The following is an 18,095-nucleotide window of genomic DNA, read 5'->3' as shown; positions in this document are numbered from 1 at the left end:
CGAGGCGCGCTATCCTCCCGCCGGTCCCTTCGTGGCGGTGACGGGCGGACGCATGGCCACGATCCAGGCGGGCCCGAACCCCTCGCAGCGCGGCACGGTGGTGCTCCTGCACGGCGCCTCGGCCAACGCCGCCGAACCGATGGCGGATCTCGGCCGCAGCCTCGCCGACGCGGGGTTCCGGGTCATCGCCCTCGATCGCCCCGGTTTCGGCTGGAGCGACCGGCCCGGCGGAGCCGCCATGGCGACGCCCGCCGCCCAGGCGGATGCGGTCGCCGAGGCGCTGGTCGGGCTGGGGATCGGCCCGGCGATCATCCTCGGGCATTCCTGGTCAGGCGCCCTAGCGCTGGCCCTGGCCCTGAACCACCCCGACCGTGTGGCGAGCCTCGTCCTCGTATCGCCGGTGGCGATGCCGCTCCCCGACCCTGGGCCAATTCCTTGGTATTACCGGCTGGCGTTGAAACCCCCGGTAGCCTGGTTGCTGAGCCGCACGGTGGCGACGCCGGTGGGCCTTTACTATCTCGATCGCGCCGGGCAGTCGGTGTTCCGACCGCAGGACGCCCCGCCTTCCTATCTTGAGGCGAGTCGTGCCGCACTGGTGCTGCGCCCGTCGACCATGCTGGGAAACGTGCAGGATCTCCTGAGCCTGCCCGAGGCTCTGAACGTACAGAGCCGCCGCTACGGCGAGATCGTCGTGCCGACCACGATCATCACCGGCGACCGGGACGCGATCGTCCCGGCGGCACGGCACGCCAGACCCCTGGCCGGGCTGATCCCCGGATCCAGGCTCGTCGTCCTCCCGGGCATCGGACACATGGTCCACGTGGTCGCGACGCGCAGTATCGTCGAGGCGGTGGAGCAACTCCCCGAGGCCGCGGTAGCGCCCTGAGCGCCGTTCCCCAAGAGGGTAGGGCTCAGGGCCTCACGGATTCACGCCTTCGCGGCGTGCTCGCGCGTTACGAAGGCGATGCGGACGAGGTTGGTGGCACCCGGCGTCCCGAAAGGAACGCCCGCAACAACGATGATGCGCCCACCGATCTCCGCGAAGCGTTCGCGCACGGCGAACTTCGCGGCCCGGAACGCCATGTCGTCGACGTCGCTAGCATCCTTCGTCACGATCGGATGGGTGCCCCAGCACAGGGCGAGGCGCCGGGCGGTCTCGCGCTTGGGCGTCAACGCGATGATGGTGGCGTTGGGCCGCGAGCGGGCGAGCCGTAGGGCGGTGGAGCCCGAATGCGTCCAGGCCATCACGGCGGTCAGCCCGAGGGCGTCGACCATCTGGTGCGCCGCCGCCGCAATCGCGTCCGAGGCGGTGGCGTCCGGCTCGGAGCGCTGGGCACTGAGGATCGTCCAGTAAAGCGCGTCCCGCTCCACCTGCTCGGCGATCCGGCTCATCATGGTGATGGCCTCGACGGGAAAGGAGCCCGAAGCGCTCTCGGCCGAGAGCATGACCGCATCCGCGCCCTCGTAGACCGCCGTGGCCACGTCCGAGACCTCCGCGCGGGTGGGTACCGGCGCGGTGATCATCGACTCGAGCATCTGGGTGGCGACCACCACGGGCTTGCCCATGCGGCGTGAGGCGCGGGTGATGCGCTTCTGCACGCCCGGCACCTGCTCCAGGGGCATTTCGACGCCGAGATCGCCGCGCGCCACCATGAGGCCGTCGGAGACCTCGATGATCTCTTCCAGGCGGGTCAGCGCCTGCGGCTTCTCGATCTTGGCCATCACCAGGGCGCGGCCGGCGGCGACCTTCTTCACCTCGGCGACGTCCTCGGGCCGCTGCACAAAGGACACCGCGATCCAGTCGGCGCCTGCCGCGAGGGCGGCGTCGAGGTCGCCGCGGTCCTTCTCGGTCATGGCCGCCACGGGAATCACCGTGTCGGGCAAGGAGACGCCCTTGCGGTTGGAGATGCGGCCGCCGACCTCGACCCGCGTCACCGCGCGGCCTTCGGAGACCTCGGTCACGGTCAGCCGCAGCTTGCCGTCATCGATGATCACGCAATGGCCCGGCTCCAACGCAGAGAGGATCTCCGGATGGGGGAGGAAGACGCGGCCGACGTCGCCGGGGGTCGGATCGCTATCGAGGACGAAGGTCGCGCCGTTCTCGAGAATCGCCGCGCCATCGGCGAAGGCGGCGACGCGCAGCTTCGGTCCCTGGAGATCGACGAGGATGGCGATGGGGTGCTTCAGCTCCCGCTCGATCGTCCGGATGACCTCGATCTTCTCGGGCAGCTTCTCGCGGGGGAGGTGGCTCATGTTGAGCCGGAAGACGTCGGCGCCGGCGCGGAACAGCGTCTCGATCATCTCCGGGGTGTCCGAGGCCGGACCGAGCGTCGCGATGATCTTCGTGCGGCGTGAACGTTTCACTGTGGTCTCCATCCCCAAGAATCGCCCCGTCGATTTCAGGCGATCGACGTTGAGCGAGGGCCACAAGCACCGCGGAAACGGGTGCGTCAAGCGCACCGCGGGCATGTTGCAACGCGGCAATACTTGTGTCGATGCGGGCAGCGCATGGCTCTCCCGGCGACGCTCAGGGTGTCGGTGCCACCGGCTGGTTCGGATCGGTGAGCTGGATCGTCCAGGTTTTCTGTTCGCCGGTATCGACCTCGAAGAAGCCGTTGCGGTCGAATCCGCGGGCGAGGCAGTCCTCCACCCCGCGAATCGTGAATTCCCGGTCCTTGGTGCACATCAGCGAGCGGCCGCTCCACTCGCCGCCGCGCGTGTAGTCCACCGCGAACACGTAGTAGAAACGCGCCACGAGGGAGCCGCGCAGAAGCGTCTCGCAGGCCTTCGGCGCCACGTCCCACCAGCCTTCCGTCACCCAGCCCTGGGGGTCACGGTAACCGAGCGCGATGCCGACCTTGCTGCCGGTCTGGTTGCACATGCGCAGGTCCGCCCGCGCCGGCCCCGCCGTCAGGACGAGGCAGCCCAGGCCGATGCCGAGGAGCGCTCGCAAGCCCGGTGCGAGACCGGCGCGCGCGAGCGCTGCGCCGCTAACCGACGAGGATGATGCGGCAATCGTTGACATTCGTGCGGGTCGGACCTGGCTGAACGAGGTCGCCGATGGTGGCGAAGAACTTCGTCGAATCGTTGTCGGCGAGCATCGCGGCCGGATCGAGACCCGCCGTGCGGGCGCGGGCAAGCGTGGTGGGGTCGACGAGGCCGCCAGCCGGATCGGTCGCCTCGCCGCGCCCGCCATCGGTGCCGTCGGTGTCGGCGGCGATGCCGAGGATGCCGGCTGCGCCGTCCAGCGCGATGGCGAGCGCCAGGGCGTATTCCTGGTTCGGACCGCCATGGCCCTCGCCCTTGATCGTCACGGTAAGCTCGCCGCCGGAGATAATCGCGACCTTTCGGCCGGCCGCCGCCATCTCGTGCGCCATGCGCGCGTGCTCCGCGGCGACCTCGCGGGCTTCGCCCTCGACATCGGGGCCCAGCATCACCGGCTCGTAGCCGGCGGCGCGGGCGGCGACGGCCGCCGCCTCCAGGGCGTCGATGGGCCGGGCGATGATGCGATACTCGGAGCGCGCGAAGGCCGCGTCGCCCGCCTTCGGGGTCTCGTTGGCGGGGTCGTTCAGGAGAGCCTTGGCGGTCTCGGGCAGGGGGATACCGCGCCGCTCGCAGATCGCGCGGGCATCGGCCAGCGTTGTGGGATCGGGCACGGTGGGCCCCGAGGCGATCACCGCCGGGTCGTCGTGCGGCACGTCGGAAATCGCCAGCGTCAGGATCGAGCGGGCGTTGCGTGCCATCAGGGCGAGGCGCCCGCCCTTGATGCGCGACAGATGCTTGCGCACGCAGTTGATCTCGTTGATCGGCGCGCCCGAGCGCAGCAGCGCCTTGGTGATCGATTGCTTCTCGATGAGGGTGAGGTCGCCCGCCGGAGCGATCCAGTTGGCCGAGCCGCCGCCGGAGAGCAGCACCAGGACGTCGTCCTCCGGCCCGGCATCGGCGGCGATCTTCAGAGCGTCGATGGTGGCGTCGATGCCGGCCTGGTCCGGTACCGGATGCCCGGCCTCGACCATGCGGATCATCGGCGCCTCCTCGCCGTAACCGTGGCGGGCGACCGCGAGGCCGACGATCCGGTTCGGATCAACGCCGTGCTCCTCGCGGTAGAAGCGGCTCGCCACCGCCGCCATGCTGCCCCCGGCCTTGCCGGCGCCCAGGATGATGAGACGTCCCTGACCCGGCGCGGGTAGGTGGGGCACCAGACAGCGTGCTGGGTGCGCGGCCGCGATGGCCTCGTCGAGGCAATGCAGGAGCAGGGCGCGAGCGGTTTCGGTCGAGGCGGCTTCGGTCGAGGCGAATTCGGTCATGGCGTTTCCGTATTCCGGTTGTCGATCGCAAAGGCGGCCCGGTGGTTCTCCTCCGGATTGTTGTGCCCCCGGCTGGACGCCGGATTGTTGCCGTCGCGGCGCGATCCGCGATACGTGCTGTGCCCGACGCTCGCCGCCTCGGCAAGCATGCGTTGCCGGTTGATCCCCGTCGACGCGGCCGAGGCCTTGCATGCCGCCCTCGCCGAACCGGACGCCACGAGACCCCATGCACCCACCGCATTCCGTCGAGACGATATCCGGCGATCCCGGCCGCGGCCTGCTCCTGATCTGCGACCACGCCTCGAACCATGTGCCGGAGGATCTGGCTCAGCTCGGCGTTCCCGAGCACGAGTTCGCCCGCCACATCGCCTACGACATCGGCGCGGCCGGCGTGACGCGCCGCCTCGCGGCCCTGCTGGGCGTGCCCGCGATCCTGACCCGGTTCTCGCGGCTGATCATCGATCCGAACCGGGGCCGGGCCGATCCGACACTGGTGATGCGCCTCTCCGACGGGGCGGTGGTCCCGGGCAACGCCCGCATCGACGAAACCGGCAAGGCCGAGCGCATCCGGCGCTTCTACGAGCCCTTCGACGCGGCGATCGAAGCCGGGATCGCGCAGGCCGAGACCACCGGCGTAAGCCCTGCCATCGTCACCATGCACAGTTTCACGCCCTATTGGCGCGGCGTGCCGCGTCCCTGGGAGGTCGGCATCCTGTGGGATCGTGACGACCGTATGAGCGCGCCGCTGATCGCCGGCCTGCGCGCCGACCCGGCCGGGCTTACCGTGGGCGACAACGAGCCCTATGGCGGCGGGTTGCCGGGCGACACCATCGACCGGCACGCCAGCGCGCGCGGCCTGCCGAACGCCCTTGTGGAGATCCGTCAGGATCTCATCGTCGCGGATGCCGGCCAGACGGAATGGGCCGAGCGCTTCGCCCGCCTCCTCGCACCGATCCTGCCCCTGCGCGCTTGACGGAGCGCTCCGGCGCGCCGACCTGTGAGGGAAATTCGAGGAGACAGCCCCATGACCGAGATCGATGCCGCCACCCGCACGGAGCTGGAAGCCGCCGTGTTCCGCCGCCTCGTCGCGCACCTGCAGAACCGCACCGACGTCCAGAACATCGACCTGATGAACATGGCCGGCTTCTGCCGCAACTGCCTGTCGAACTGGCTCAAGGACGCGGCGGACGAGCGGCAGCTCCCCATGAGCAAGGACGACAGTCGCGAGGCGGTCTACGGCATGCCGTATTCCGATTGGAAGCGCCTCCACCAGTCGGATGCGACGCCCGAGCAACAGGCGGCCTTCGCCAAGGCCGCGGCAGAGCCGCACTAAGGTCCCGGTAAGCTTGACGGCTTAACGAGGCGGTTCCGGCGCCCTGCGAACGCTGCGCCGCGCATTCAGGGATTTGAGACGACCATGGCCGCATCCGCCGCACCCGCCGTCGACGCCTCCTCCGTCGCGGCCGACCAGCTGAAAAGCTTCATCGAGCGCATCGAGCGTCTCGAGGAGGAGAAGGCGGGCCTCGCCTCCGATATCAAGGACGTCTACGCCGAGGCCAAGGGCACCGGCTTCGACACCAAGGCCCTGCGCAAGATCATCTCTCTTCGCAAGAAGGACCACGCCGAGCGCCAGGAGGAAGAGGCGATCCTCGAACTCTACATGCAGGCCCTTGGAATGGTCTGACCCGGCCTCCGGGCGAAAGCCCCCGGCGACACCAGCCTGCAGCTGCCTATCGGAACAACCGGAGGCCGAAGCCGAGCAAGCCGAGCCCCGCGATCAGCAGGGTGCCACAAGCCCGTTCGAGGGCCACGCTGTGATGCGGATAGTTTCGCGAAACAGCAGCGAGGCCGAGGCCTGAGACGAGGCACGTCAAGCTTAAGGCAAACATCGCGAACCGCCTCCCTTCGCGGCACCGACCGAGCCGACGACGCGCTCGGGAATCCCCGGGATCCCGAACGCCAGCGGGTCGATGTTCTGATGGACAGGACTGGTCGTGTCTTACTCCATACGGGGGATGCCGCCCCTATCCCACATCAATGAAAATCTTGAAACCACCCCTCTTTTTCAAGAAAAGGCGTTCGTAAACTCAATATTTCGGGTTGTGGCACCCGTTCTGGTCGATGGCATCATAATCGCGGCGGCTCCCGGGAATGGGGGCTCGGGCACGAAGCGATAGCTGGTCGTATGACGCCGACCCATCGGCAGTGAATCGGCGACATCGACGAGGGGCGACACCAGCGCTTTCGCATCGTGCATGGACGCGAGGCGGCAACTGGCCGAAGTTCCGCGATACCGCCCGCCCGGCTCCCATGTGAGCGCGGGCTTTATCGCCACCGAACGGTGCGCGCGACGATCCGGATTTGGGGTTGGCTCAGCGCGCGGAGGCGACACCGCGCGTGGCGGAGCCGGTGAAGCGCGCGGCCGTGAGCTCGTCCCCGGGACTACGGGGCGAGAAGCGCGAGACGACGCCGCTGGTCGGAACCGCGATCGCGGCGGGGCCGCCGTCGAGCTTGGCCTTAGCATTCGCAAGCTTGACCGGGGCGGCGCGGCTCGCAGGCGCCGCGTCCGCTGCTGCCGCGGCGAACAGCGCGCGCAGCTGGGTCCGCGAATCGGCGTTGGCCGGCACGAGGGGGGCCGAGGAACGACTCGGGGTGGGGAGGCTCGCGGCGGGGGTGACCGGCGAAGAAGTACTCGACAGGTTGGCCATTCCGGCGCTGCCGAGGCCGGCGACCTGAACCGCCGGGCGCTGCGGGGGCAGAGGCATCGTCAGGGCTGCGGCCACCGCCGCGAACTCGGCGGGACGACGCGGCGGGAGCGGAAGGGCGACGGCGGCAGCCGGCGCCATGGCCGCTGGAGCCTCGGCGGTGAGCAGGCTCTGGGCGTCGCGGGTCTCGCGCTGCAGGAGGGCCGTCTTGAGCGTCTCGTCGGCGGCGGGAGCGGCGTAGGCGAGGGCCGTCCGCGTGCCGGCCTGATCCTCGGTATCGGCGCTGGCGACCACGATCGGGGCCGGCTTGCTCCGGCCCCGCGCCGGGGCCTTCGCCGCGACGGCCAGGGGCGGGGCCGCCTCACGGGCGGAGCCGCCGCCGAACAAGCTGGCGAAGAAGCCCTTGATGCTCGGGCCTTCATCCTCGTCCATCTGCGCGACTTCCGTCACACCCAGCACCGTGCCACCGCGCGACAGGATCTCGGCGCGGGCCTGCTCATAACCGGGCAGGGGGCGGTTATCGCTCGGCAGGTGCACGGTCTTCCCATCCGGGAACAGCCGGGCGAGCTGGTCGTGCGTCATGCGGGGCCAGGAGCGTACCGAGCCGACGTCAAGGTGCACGAAGGGGGACCCCGAGCGCGGGTACCAGCCTACGCCGCCGCGTTGCATCCGCATGCCCACGGCCCGGATCTGGTCGATCGAAACGTCGGGCAGGTAAAAGTCCATCGCCTTGCCGAGCATGTGCTGGCTGTACTCGGCCACCATGCGCGAGCGCCGGCGCAGCATCGCGTTGGTGCCGGGCGAGCGGTAGGCCGAGACGACGGTGATCGGCTCCTGCGAACCCACGGAGCGATAGGCCTCCCAGACCGTATCGAACAGGCGCGGGTCCATCTTGGTCGGCTCGTCGACGCGCCAGTCGCGCAGAAGCCAGTTCAGCTGCTCCAGGGCCGCGCGATCGTAGCGCCCGTCCCGCTTGAACGTGACGGTGAGGCTTTCCTTGGTGTGGCTGTGAAAGATCGAGAGGGTTCGGGTGTCGCCGTTGGCCACGGCATCCTGCGTGCCGCGCGTCCCGCCCAGGAGCGCGAGGCCGATGCCCGAGACGACGACGGCGAAGCGCCGGAGAGGCTTGGAATGCAGGGAGTCCGAGACCCTTGCTCGCAGACGCTTCAGCACCGTGGTCTCACCCCCTGCCAGACCGCGCGCGGAGCGCGAATCGTGGTGAACGCAAGGTTGCCGAAAACCGTAAACGATCGGTTTACCGGCTCCTCGGCGCTTCGCCGATCGAAGGCTTAACGGTTAGGTCTCAACCGTGGCAAAAACGTGCCCCGGGTGCGCGGGCGCACGTGGAGTGCCTCCACGTCGCGACCGCCGCTCTTCGGACAACCGGTGCGCGACGCGAAGATCTGGCACACGTGCGGACCATGGCGAGACCGTGGCGAAGGGCGCTTGCCCTACCACCACCCGCTCGACGTGCGGGCCGGGCGCGGCGTCCAGAGGTCGGGCTCACCAAAATCGGCCGGCGGTCGCGGCGCCGCATTCCGGGGGGCCGGCCCCGCGTCCGAATGCGCCTCCCGCACGGGCCGCGGGCGCGTCTCCGCAACGGGTTTCGGCGACGTGGCCGGCTTGACCTTCGCGGTCGCCTTCGCAGCGGGGGCCTTGGCGACGAGGAGGCTGCCCGGGCTGAGGCCGAGGGCGATCTTCATCCGCGCATCGTAGCCGTAGAGATCGGGCGCGGTGCGCACGATGCCGGTCTCGTCCACCGAAGTCGTGAAGTAGGCGAGGTGCACCGGCAGCTTCTCGGACAAGCGGATCTGGCGCTCGCCCTTTCCGATCAGCTTCTTCAGCCGCTCGCTGGACCAGGCTTCCGGCAGCACCGCGTCGGCGAAGCGGAAGGGGTCCTCCACGCGCACGCAGCCGTGGCTGAGCGCCCGCTGCGAGGCGCCGAAGAGGGTGCGGTTCGGCGTGTCGTGCAGGTAGACTGCGTGGTTGTTCGGGAACATGAACTTGATGAAGCCCAGCGCATTGCGCTCGCCCGGGGGCTGGCGCACCGAGACGTTGCCGTTACGGTAGACGACCTCGTAGCCGCGCCGGGCCGCGTAGTTTGGATCACGGGCGAGCCCAGGCAGGAACTCGTTCTTCAGGATCGAGGGCGGCACGTTCCAGGACGGATTGACGACGGCGTACTCCATCATCCCGGAGAAGATCGGTGTCGGCGATTCGACCTTACCGACGATGACCCGCGCCTCGTCGCGCTGCCGCCCGTCGCGGACCACGCGGATTCGGAACTCCGGCACGTTGACGAGGACATAGTCCCGACCGAGGTCGGAGGGCAGCCAACGCCAGCGCTCCATGTTCACCAGGAGGGCGGCCTCACCCTCGTCCGTGCGCGTCGCCGTGTCGGGCCGGCCCAGGGCCGCGACGGTCTGGGCCGTCAGCGTGCCGGTGGCGGGCAGTCCGCGTCCACGCTGGAAGCTCGTCACGGCCGCCGCAACGCCGGCATCGTAGGTCTCCGGGTTGCCCGGACCGGCATCCAGGGTTCCGGCGGTGCGGGTCTCCAGGCCGAAGCGTGCGCGAAGCATCGGCACGCGCGAATCCGTCATGCCGAGCTTCAGCACCGGGCCCGGGGGCAATTGCACGCTCGGAGCACCCGGGGCGTGGTTGTGGACTCGCAACGCGGCGAGGCGGGACTTGAGCGCGAGGTAGCCCGCCTGGCTCGGATTGTAGCCCTGCAGGAGAGCACCGGCCGAGGGCCCCGCGGAAGCGATGCGGCCGAGGACGGCATCGGGAGCCGGGATGTCGAGGGTCGGGGTGATGAGTTTGGCGATGCTCGCGAGATTCAGTCGGCCGCCCCGCGCGTCACGGGCATAGAGGACGATGGCCGCCGACAGCTTCAGCTCCGCTTCGGCGATCTGCGCCTCCGTCGCGCCCTGGGTCCCGAGCACCGGAACGGGATAGGCCGAAGCGCTCAGCCCGTCCTCGCCCGCAGCAGCCAGGCGCGCGGCGGCCGATTTCGCCGCCGGCGTGAAGGCGCCATCCACGATCCAGACCGGCTTGAACGCGCCGAGCGCGTAAAAGGCCTGGATCGCCTCGCGCTCCTTCGTCGTCAGGCGTGCCAGGATGGGCGACGGGTCCGCGAGACGTTGGGCGACGGCCGCCGATTGGGGGTCGCTCGGCAACGGCGGCGGCGCGGGCGCCTCGGCCGCCGGGGGAGGGGCAGCCGGTTCGGGCGCAGCGGGTGTCGCCGGCATGGCGGCAGGTCCCTGGCTTTCCGGAGACGCGGCCGGCGCCTTCGTCTCGGCCGGGATCGCGCCGGGATCGGCCGCCGCATTGCGGAGCACCTGCGGAACCGGAGCCGCGTCGGGCGTCTGGGCCTGCGCCGAGGCACCCGCGAGCAGGGCGGACAGCGCGACGGCAGCGGAGCGCGAAACGCCCATGGGGGAACTCCTTCGGAACCGACCGGGCCGGCCGATGGCATTAGATAATCGGGCCACGGGCGAGCGTGTGCAATCACACGCAGGCCGCACCCGGGTGGAAACGGTCAGGCCGCGGCCTCGTCGGACTTCGCGTCGTCGTCGAGGCCGAGGTCCTTGAGCTTGCGATAGAGGGTGGATCGGCCGATTCCGAGGCGGCGCGAGACTTCCGACATGCGCCCCCGGTAGAATTGCAGCGCGAACCGGATGATCTCGGCCTCGAGCCCGTCCATCGTCTTCATCTCGCCGGTTTCCTCGGCGACGAGGCTCATCGCGTGCGGGTCGCGCACCTCCACCCGCACGATCTCCCGCACCGGCTCCGGGGCGCCGGACTGGACCATCGGCTGCGTGGGGGCGGCCGGGATGCGCACGTCGAAGCCCTCGACCTGCGCGGCGATCTGCGGAAACTCCGCGACCGTGAGTTCGTCGCCGTCGGCCAAAACCACGGCGCGGAACAACGCGTTCTCCAGTTGGCGCACGTTGCCGGGCCAGCCGTAGCGCGTCAGAAGCGCCATCGCCTCCGGGCTGACGGCCCGGACCTTCTTGCCCTCTTCTGCCGAGAAACGCGCGCAGAACGAGCGCACGAGGTCGGGAATGTCCTCGCGCCGCGCCCGCAGGGGCGGCAGCGTCATCGGGAAGACGTTGAGGCGGTAGTACAGGTCCTCGCGGAAGCGCCCCTGCTTGACGAGATCGAGAAGCGAGCGATTCGTTGCCGAGATCAGGCGGATGTCGACGCGCACGCTGCGCTTGCCGCCCACCGGGTCGACCTCCCCCTCCTGCAGGGCGCGCAGGAGCTTCACCTGGGCATCGAGGGGGAGCTCGCCGATCTCGTCGAGGAACAGCGTCCCTCCCGAAGCCTCCACGAACTTGCCGACATGCCGCTCGGTGGCGCCCGTGAACGCGCCCTTCTCGTGGCCGAACAGCGTGGATTCGACGAGGTTGTCGGGGATCGCACCGCAATTGACCGTCACGAAGGCCCGGCCGCGACGGTCCCCCGAGCCCTGGATCGCCCGAGCCAGCACCTCCTTGCCGACGCCGGATTCACCCTCGATCAGCACCGGGATGTTCGACTTTGCCGAGCGCTCGGCCAGCCGGATCACCCGCTCCATGTCGGAGCTGCGGGAGGTCAGGTCCTTGAAGCTCAAGGAGCCCGAGGCGCGCCGGCGCATGCGGCGGACCTCCTCCTCCAACTGGTCGACGCGGAGCGCGTTCTTGATCGAGACCTGGAGGCGCTCGGCCCCGGCCGGCTTGACCACGAAATCCACCGCGCCCGCCCGCATGGCGTTGACGACGGCATCGATGGAGCCGTTGGACGTCTGCACGATCACCGGCACGTCGAGGCCGGTCCGGCGCATCTCCGCCATGACGCCGAGGCCGTCGAGGCCGCCGGGCATGACGAGGTCGAGGAGCACCACGTCGAAGGCCTCGCCGGAGCGCAGGAGATTCAGGCCCTGCTCGCCGTTCTCGGCTACCTTCGCCTCGAAGCCGAGACGGCGCACCATCGCCTCGGCGAGGCGGCGCTGCACGGGATCATCGTCGACGATGAGGATCGTTGTCGACATGGGGCGCCTCGATGCTCGCCGAGCGGGGAGGACCAGAGACGCAGCGTCTTCCGGGCCCTCGACCATCGGCTTGTTTCGTTTCGAACCGCAGGGTGAGCCAGATGCGTAAAGCCGCGCTTAACGACGATGGGACTTTTCGCGGCCCATCGCCGCCGCGGCTGTCGCGATCGATCGGTCCCTTTCGACAAAGCCTCCGGAACGGGAGGATTCTGTCGATCGCGGATTGATCGCATCGCGTCCGCGCTCGATATCAGGCCGCACGGCACCCGTCGTGCCGCCAGGAAAGCAGACCATCATGCCGAGCCGAGCCGTCGCCCATGCCATTCTCTCGGGCATCGTCGCGAATGCGGAAGGGGCCAGCGCAGCCAGGGCCGCGGCCCGCGCAGCCGATCTCGGTGCCCTGCCGGAATGGGACCTGACGGACCTCTATGCGGGGATAGACTCGCCCGACTTCACCGCCGACCTCGTCCGCGCCGAGGCCGATTGCGCCCGCTTCTCGGAGCGCTATGCCGGGCGCCTCGCCGAGATCGCCGCCGGCCCCGACGCATCCGCCGGCCTCGCCGAGGCGGTCGCGGCCTACGAGGGCATCGAGGACCTTCTCGGGCGCCTGATGTCCTTCGCGGGCCTCGTGTATTCGGGCGATACCACGGACGAGCTTCGTGAAAAGTTTTACGGCGACACCCAGGAGCGCCTGACCACGGCGTCCAGCCACCTGCTGTTCTTCGCCCTCGAACTCAACCGTATCCCGGACGCGATCATGGACCGGGCGATGGCCGAGGGCCCGCTGACGCACTACGCCCCTTGGATCGAGGACTTGCGCCGGGAGAAGCCGTTCCAGCTCGATGACCGCACCGAGAAGCTTTTTCTCGAGAAGTCCGTGACCGGTCGCTCGGCCTGGAACCGACTGTTCGACGGCACCATCGCGTCGCTGCGCTTCCCCGTTCAGGGCGAACAGCTGACCCTGGAGCCGACCCTCAACAAGCTTCAGGACCCCGACGGCGCCGTGCGTCGCGAGGCGGCCGGTGCGCTCAGCGAGATCTTTCGCGCGAACCTCCGCACCTTCACGCTGATCACCAACACGCTGGCCAAGGATAAGGAGATTTCCGACCGCTGGCGCGGCTTCACCGACGTGGCGGATGCCCGCCACCTCTCGAACCGGGTCGAGCCGGAAGTGGTCGCCGCCCTGGTGGAGGCCGTGCAGGCGGCCTATCCGCGCCTGTCGCACCGCTACTACCGCCTGAAGGCCAAGTGGTTCGGCGTCGAGGCGCTGCCGTACTGGGACCGCAACGCGCCCCTGCCGAAGGTCGACCAGCGCACCATCCCCTGGTCGGAGGCCCGCGACACCGTGCTCGATGCCTACGGCGCCTTCTCGCCCCGCATGGCCGACATCGCCCGAACCTTCTTCGACCGGAACTGGATCGATGCACCGACCCGCCCGGGCAAGGCGCCGGGCGCCTTCGCGCACCCGACCGTGCCCTCGGCCCACCCCTATGTGCTGGTGAATTACCAAGGCAAACCGCGCGACGTGATGACCCTCGCGCACGAGCTCGGCCACGGCGTGCATCAGGTGCTGGCGGGCCCCAACGGCGCCCTGATGGCACCGACGCCGCTGACGCTGGCCGAGACCGCGAGCGTCTTCGGCGAGATGCTGACCTTCCGCCGCCTGCTCGCCACCACCTCCAGCGTCTCGCAGCGCCGCGCGATGCTCGCCGCCAAAGTCGAGGACATGATCAACACGGTGGTGCGCCAGATCGCGTTCTACGCCTTCGAGCGCAAGGTTCACCTCGCCCGCCAGCAGGGCGAGCTGACCGCCGAGCAGATCAACGGCCTGTGGATGTCGGTGCAGGCCGAGAGCCTTGGGCCCGCGATCACCCTCGATGCCGGGTACGAGCCGTTCTGGGCCTACATCCCGCACTTCATCCACTCGCCGTTCTACGTCTACGCCTACGCGTTCGGCGATTGCCTCGTGAACTCCCTCTACGGCGTCTACGCCAAGGCCGAGGACGGCTTCGTGGAGCGCTACTTCGCCCTGCTCTCGGCCGGCGGCGCCAAGCCCTACGGCGAATTGCTGGCCCCCTTCGGCCTCGACGCCCGCGACCCGGGCTTCTGGCAGATCGGCCTGTCGATGATCGAGGGGATGATCGTGGACCTGGAGGCGATGGAGGGCTGAACAGGGGTCCGTCGGTCAGGCCGATCGTCCACCCGCGAACGGATCTCCTCCCGTTTGCGGGTCTTCGGTTTGACTCCGGTGACAGCGCCGCGGCTAAGGCATACGGCCTCGCGAAAGATCAACGGTTCGTCGCCGGAAACAGGCCGACTGCCCCCCGGCGTTCGCGACCTCGCGTGGCCAGAACAGCCTCGAACCCCGCGTGGAGAAAGCCGAGGGGGGTCGTGATGGACCGTGGCCTCGCCCGGGGGAGAGATCGAGGCGGCGGCCCTCGCCAGCTGGATTCGAGTCAACGGGCCGAACGCTTGACCAGTTCGTGCCCGCCGCGATGCAAAAGCCTGCCGCGACGCAAGAGCCCGCTGCCCTGGCAAGCGGGGGCGGCGGGCTTATCTCGGTGAGGCCCACCCCTCCCGAGTCGAAGAACCCGATGGCCGATCACGACAGCGAAGCCAACCGCTTCTCCGCACGCGCCAGCCGCTACGCGCGCGTCGGCGCCAATGTCGGCGGGGTCGCCGCCCGGATGGCGGGCGCCAAGCTGTTCGGCGGAAAGGAAGCGCCCACCAACGCGGCGGCGCTCGCCCAGGCCCTCGGTGGCCTGAAGGGGCCGATCATGAAAGTGGCGCAGCTTCTCGCCACGGTTCCGGACCTGCTGCCGCCCGAATACGCCACCGAGTTGCAGAAGCTCCAGGCCGACGCCCCGCCGATGGGGGCGGCCTTCGTCAAGCGCCGCATGATGGCCGAGCTCGGCGCGAACTGGCAGACGCGCTTCCAGAGCTTCGATCTCAAACCCGCCGCTGCCGCATCGCTCGGACAGGTCCACCGCGCCACCGCCCTCGACGGCACCCGGCTCGCCTGCAAGCTCCAGTATCCGGACATGCAATCGGCCGTCGAGGCCGATCTCAAGCAGTTGGAAGTCGCGTTCGCCTTGCATCGCCGGATGTCGTCCTGGCTCGACACGCGTGAGATCGCCAAGGAGATCGGCGCCCGGGTCCGGGAGGAACTGGATTACGAGCGCGAGGCCAAGCACGCCGTCCTCTATGGCAACGTGCTGCGTGACATCGATGCCGTGCGCGTGCCGGCCATCCACAAGGATCTCTCGACGAAGCGCCTCCTGACCCTCGGCTGGCTCGACGGCGACCGCATCCTGGATTTCGCGCAATCGCCGATCGAGATCCGCAACCGCCTCGCCCAGTCGATGTTCAAGGCGTGGTGGCATCCCTTCAGCCGCGCCGCCGTCATCCACGGCGATCCCCATCTCGGCAACTACACGGTGTTTTCCGAAGGCGGCGAGGCCCAGGGCATCAACCTGCTCGATTATGGCTGCGTGCGCATCTTCCATCCGCGCTTCGTCGGCGGTGTCGTCGATCTCTACCGGGGCCTGCTCACGAACGACAACGCCCGCATCGTCCACGCCTACGAGACCTGGGGCTTCAAGAACCTGAACAAGGAGCTGGTGGAGATCCTCAACATCTGGGCCCGCTTCATCTACGGGCCCATCCTGGAGGACCGGACCCGCACCGTGGCGGACGGCGTCAAGCCCGGCGAGTACGGCAGGCGTCAGGCCTTCGAGGTGCACCAAGCGCTCAAGCAACGCGGACCGGTCACGATCCCGCAGGAATTCGTCTTCATGGACCGGGCGGCCGTCGGCCTCGGCGCCGTGTTCCTGCACCTGCGCTCCGAATTGAACTATCACCGGCTGTTCGAGGCCGAAATCGACCGGTTCTCCCTCTCGGACCTCGAGGCGCGCCAGGGCGAGGCCCTGAAATCTGCGGGGTTGCCGCTGCCGATCTAAAAACATGGCCGGAAAAAGCCGCTCAGGGCGATTGGCGAGTGCGCATGTCGATTGCGAGCGACCTTGGCTTGCGCTAAATCCCCTTGGAACAAATCAAGATGATGCCCAAGGGGACGCTCACACGATGGCCGATTCCAAGACCGTGTCCGGCGCACATTATAGCCCGGCGATGGATGAGAAGACCCACGAGCAGACCTATCGCGGCTTCGTTCGTTTCGTCGAGATCGGCACCGGCGTGGTGCTGTGCTGGGTTCTGGCGCTCGCCGTCGGCGGTATCCGCGAGGCTTGGCTGACGGCGATCTTCGGCGTTATCCTGTCCGGCATCGCCGGCACGGTCGGCGCGCTCGCGCCGGCGATCGGCTACAAGGCTCCCCTGGCGGTCGGCATCCTTCTTGCCCTGTACCTCGCCTTCGCCTGAATTTCCCTCCCTCTGACTGGTTTTGCGGGTCGCCTTCGGGCCGTCCTTTAAGGAGCATTCCTGCATGCGCATCGCTGTATTATCGGAAACCGATCCCGCGGAGCCGCGGGTCGCGGCGGTGCCAGAAACGGTCAAGAAATTCATCGGCCTCGGGGCCGAGGTGACCGTCCAGTCCGGCGCCGGTGTGAAGGCCGGCGTACCGGACTCCGAGTACGAGGCCGCCGGCGCCACCATCGCGGGCTCGGCAGCAGACGCTTCCGGCTCCGCCGACCTCGTCCTGAAGGTCCGGCGCCCGTCATCCGATGAGATCGGCCTCCTCAAGCGGGGTGCGACCGTGATCGCCATCATGGACCCCTACGGCCACGAGGCCGAGCTCGGCGCCATGGCCGAAGCCGGGCTCGACGCCTTCGCGATGGAACTGATGCCCCGCATCACCCGCGCGCAGGTGATGGATGTGCTGTCCAGCCAAGCCAACCTCGCCGGCTACCGCGCGGTGGTCGATGGCGCGTCCGAGTACGGCCGCGCCATGCCCATGATGATGACCGCAGCCGGCACCGTGCCGGCCGCCCGCGTCTTCGTGATGGGCGTCGGCGTCGCGGGCCTCCAGGCCATCGCCACCGCCCGTCGCATGGGCGCGGTCGTGACCGCCACGGACGTACGCCCCGCCACCAAGGAGCAGGTCGAGTCCCTGGGCGCGAAGTTCGTCGCCGTCGAGGACGAGGAGTTCAAACAGGCCGAGACCTCGGGCGGATACGCCAAGGAGATGTCGGCCGAGTACAAGAAGAAGCAGGCGGATCTCGTCGCCACCCATATCGCCAAGCAGGATATCGTCATCACGACGGCCCTGATCCCGGGCCGGCCCGCGCCGCAGCTCGTCTCCGAGGCAATGGTCGCCTCGATGAAGCCCGGCTCGGTCCTCATCGACCTCGCGGTGGAACGCGGCGGCAACGTCGAGGGCGCCAAGGCCGGCGAGATCGTCACCACCGAGAAGGGCGTGAAGATCGTCGGCCACCTCAACGTGCCCGGCCGCCTCGCCGCCACGGCCTCCAGCCTCTACGCCCGCAACCTCTATGCCTTCGTCGAGACCTTGGTCGACAAGGAAGCGAAGACCCTCGCGGTGAAGTGGGACGATGAGCTCGTCAAGGCGACGAACCTGACCCGTGACGGCCAGGTCTCGCACCCCTCGTTCCAGCCCAAATCCTGATCCCGCCGGAGGACACGATGGCCACGCTTCCCCCCGATCAGGCCGCCGAGCAGGCGCGCGCCGCCGCCGCCGCGGCCCGAACCGCTGCCGATATCGCGCAGCAGCACGCGCTCCAGGCGCAGAAATACGCCGACGGCCTCGGCCACGGCCTCAGCGCCGTGACCCACGGCGCCGTCGACCCGACGGTCTTCCAGCTCGCGATCTTCGTGCTGGCGATCTTCGTCGGCTACTACGTGGTCTGGTCGGTGACCCCGGCCCTGCACACGCCTCTGATGTCCGTCACCAACGCCATCTCGTCGGTGATCATCGTCGGCGCGCTTCTCGCCGCCGGCGTGCCTTACGTCGAGCACGGCACCGGCTGGGCCCGGTTCTTCGGCTTCGTCGGCATCATCCTCGCCAGCGTAAACATCTTCGGCGGGTTCCTCGTCACCCAGCGCATGCTCGGCATGTACAAGAAGAAGGCCTGAGAC

The 18,095-nt window shown here is 69.1% G+C and carries 16 protein-coding genes; 9 read left to right on the top strand and 7 right to left on the bottom strand.

Annotated elements, in window-relative coordinates; genetic code table 11:
- On the top strand, positions 1-886 hold an 886-nt coding region (locus MFF30_RS15540; RefSeq protein WP_238280291.1), incomplete at its 5' end, for an alpha/beta fold hydrolase.
- 41 nt (positions 887-927) lie between these two features.
- Here the strand turns inward: MFF30_RS15540 and pyk are convergent.
- From pyk to MFF30_RS15520, 4 genes are all read right to left on the bottom strand, one after another.
- On the bottom strand, positions 928-2,364 hold the full coding sequence (pyk, locus tag MFF30_RS15535) for a pyruvate kinase (RefSeq protein WP_238280290.1): 1,437 nt from the start codon (positions 2,362-2,364) through the stop codon (positions 928-930).
- A 163-nt stretch (positions 2,365-2,527) separates the two neighbouring features.
- On the bottom strand, positions 2,528-2,953 hold the full coding sequence (locus tag MFF30_RS15530; RefSeq protein ID WP_373320914.1) for a DUF1036 domain-containing protein: 426 nt from the start codon (positions 2,951-2,953) through the stop codon (positions 2,528-2,530).
- Between the two features lie 37 nt (positions 2,954-2,990).
- Entirely contained in the window at positions 2,991-4,307 is a 1,317-nt protein-coding gene (locus MFF30_RS15525; protein WP_238280289.1) for a glycerate kinase type-2 family protein, read from the bottom strand.
- Positions 4,304-4,456, bottom strand: a complete 153-nt coding sequence (locus MFF30_RS15520; RefSeq protein ID WP_238280288.1) for a hypothetical protein — start codon at positions 4,454-4,456, stop codon at positions 4,304-4,306. The genes MFF30_RS15525 and MFF30_RS15520 overlap by 4 nt, the downstream gene beginning before the upstream one ends.
- A gap of 77 nt (positions 4,457-4,533) precedes the next feature.
- On the opposite strand from MFF30_RS15520, the gene MFF30_RS15515 reads away from it, so the two are divergent.
- From MFF30_RS15515 to MFF30_RS15505, 3 genes are all read left to right on the top strand, one after another.
- Positions 4,534-5,280 carry an N-formylglutamate amidohydrolase gene (locus MFF30_RS15515; protein WP_238280287.1) on the top strand — a complete coding sequence of 249 codons (747 nt, stop codon included), beginning with the start codon at positions 4,534-4,536 and terminating at the stop codon, positions 5,278-5,280.
- A 51-nt stretch (positions 5,281-5,331) separates the two neighbouring features.
- The gene (locus tag MFF30_RS15510) at positions 5,332-5,640 is read left to right on the top strand and encodes a DUF1244 domain-containing protein (protein ID WP_238280286.1); all 309 of its coding nucleotides are present in this window, start codon (positions 5,332-5,334) and stop codon (positions 5,638-5,640) included.
- A gap of 84 nt (positions 5,641-5,724) precedes the next feature.
- Entirely contained in the window at positions 5,725-5,991 is a 267-nt protein-coding gene (locus MFF30_RS15505) for a DUF2312 domain-containing protein (protein ID WP_056180857.1), read from the top strand.
- Positions 5,992-6,679: 688 nt separating this feature from the next.
- Here MFF30_RS15505 and MFF30_RS15500 read toward each other — a convergent pair.
- The 3 genes from MFF30_RS15500 to MFF30_RS15490 form a co-directional block, all read right to left on the bottom strand.
- Positions 6,680-8,185 (bottom strand): peptidoglycan L,D-endopeptidase MepK, encoded by a 1,506-nt coding sequence (locus tag MFF30_RS15500; protein ID WP_238280285.1) that lies wholly within the window; start codon positions 8,183-8,185, stop codon positions 6,680-6,682.
- 278 nt (positions 8,186-8,463) lie between these two features.
- Complete coding sequence (locus MFF30_RS15495) at positions 8,464-10,446, bottom strand: L,D-transpeptidase family protein (protein ID WP_238280284.1); 1,983 nt, start codon at positions 10,444-10,446, stop codon at positions 8,464-8,466.
- Between the two features lie 104 nt (positions 10,447-10,550).
- Positions 10,551-12,044, bottom strand: coding sequence for a sigma-54-dependent transcriptional regulator (locus MFF30_RS15490; RefSeq protein ID WP_238280283.1), 1,494 nt, complete (start codon positions 12,042-12,044; stop codon positions 10,551-10,553).
- A gap of 295 nt (positions 12,045-12,339) precedes the next feature.
- On the opposite strand from MFF30_RS15490, the gene MFF30_RS15485 reads away from it, so the two are divergent.
- From MFF30_RS15485 to MFF30_RS15465, 5 genes are all read left to right on the top strand, one after another.
- Positions 12,340-14,214: a M3 family oligoendopeptidase gene (locus MFF30_RS15485; RefSeq protein WP_238280282.1), complete on the top strand. Its 1,875-nt coding sequence runs from the start codon at positions 12,340-12,342 to the stop codon at positions 14,212-14,214.
- A gap of 424 nt (positions 14,215-14,638) precedes the next feature.
- Positions 14,639-16,003 carry an ABC1 kinase family protein gene (locus tag MFF30_RS15480; protein WP_238280281.1) on the top strand — a complete coding sequence of 455 codons (1,365 nt, stop codon included), beginning with the start codon at positions 14,639-14,641 and terminating at the stop codon, positions 16,001-16,003.
- A 124-nt stretch (positions 16,004-16,127) separates the two neighbouring features.
- Positions 16,128-16,421, top strand: coding sequence for an aa3-type cytochrome c oxidase subunit IV (locus MFF30_RS15475; protein WP_238280280.1), 294 nt, complete (start codon positions 16,128-16,130; stop codon positions 16,419-16,421).
- A 64-nt stretch (positions 16,422-16,485) separates the two neighbouring features.
- Positions 16,486-17,625, top strand: coding sequence for a Re/Si-specific NAD(P)(+) transhydrogenase subunit alpha (locus MFF30_RS15470; RefSeq protein WP_238280279.1), 1,140 nt, complete (start codon positions 16,486-16,488; stop codon positions 17,623-17,625).
- A gap of 17 nt (positions 17,626-17,642) precedes the next feature.
- On the top strand, positions 17,643-18,092 hold the full coding sequence (locus MFF30_RS15465) for a proton-translocating transhydrogenase family protein (RefSeq protein WP_108035050.1): 450 nt from the start codon (positions 17,643-17,645) through the stop codon (positions 18,090-18,092).
- The last annotated feature ends 3 nt before the right edge of the window (positions 18,093-18,095 follow it).

Source organism: Methylobacterium goesingense, assembly GCF_022179225.1.
GTDB lineage: Bacteria > Pseudomonadota > Alphaproteobacteria > Rhizobiales > Beijerinckiaceae > Methylobacterium > Methylobacterium goesingense.
Note: the sequence above shows the minus strand (reverse complement) of the source record. Positions and strands in the feature narration are given on the sequence as shown.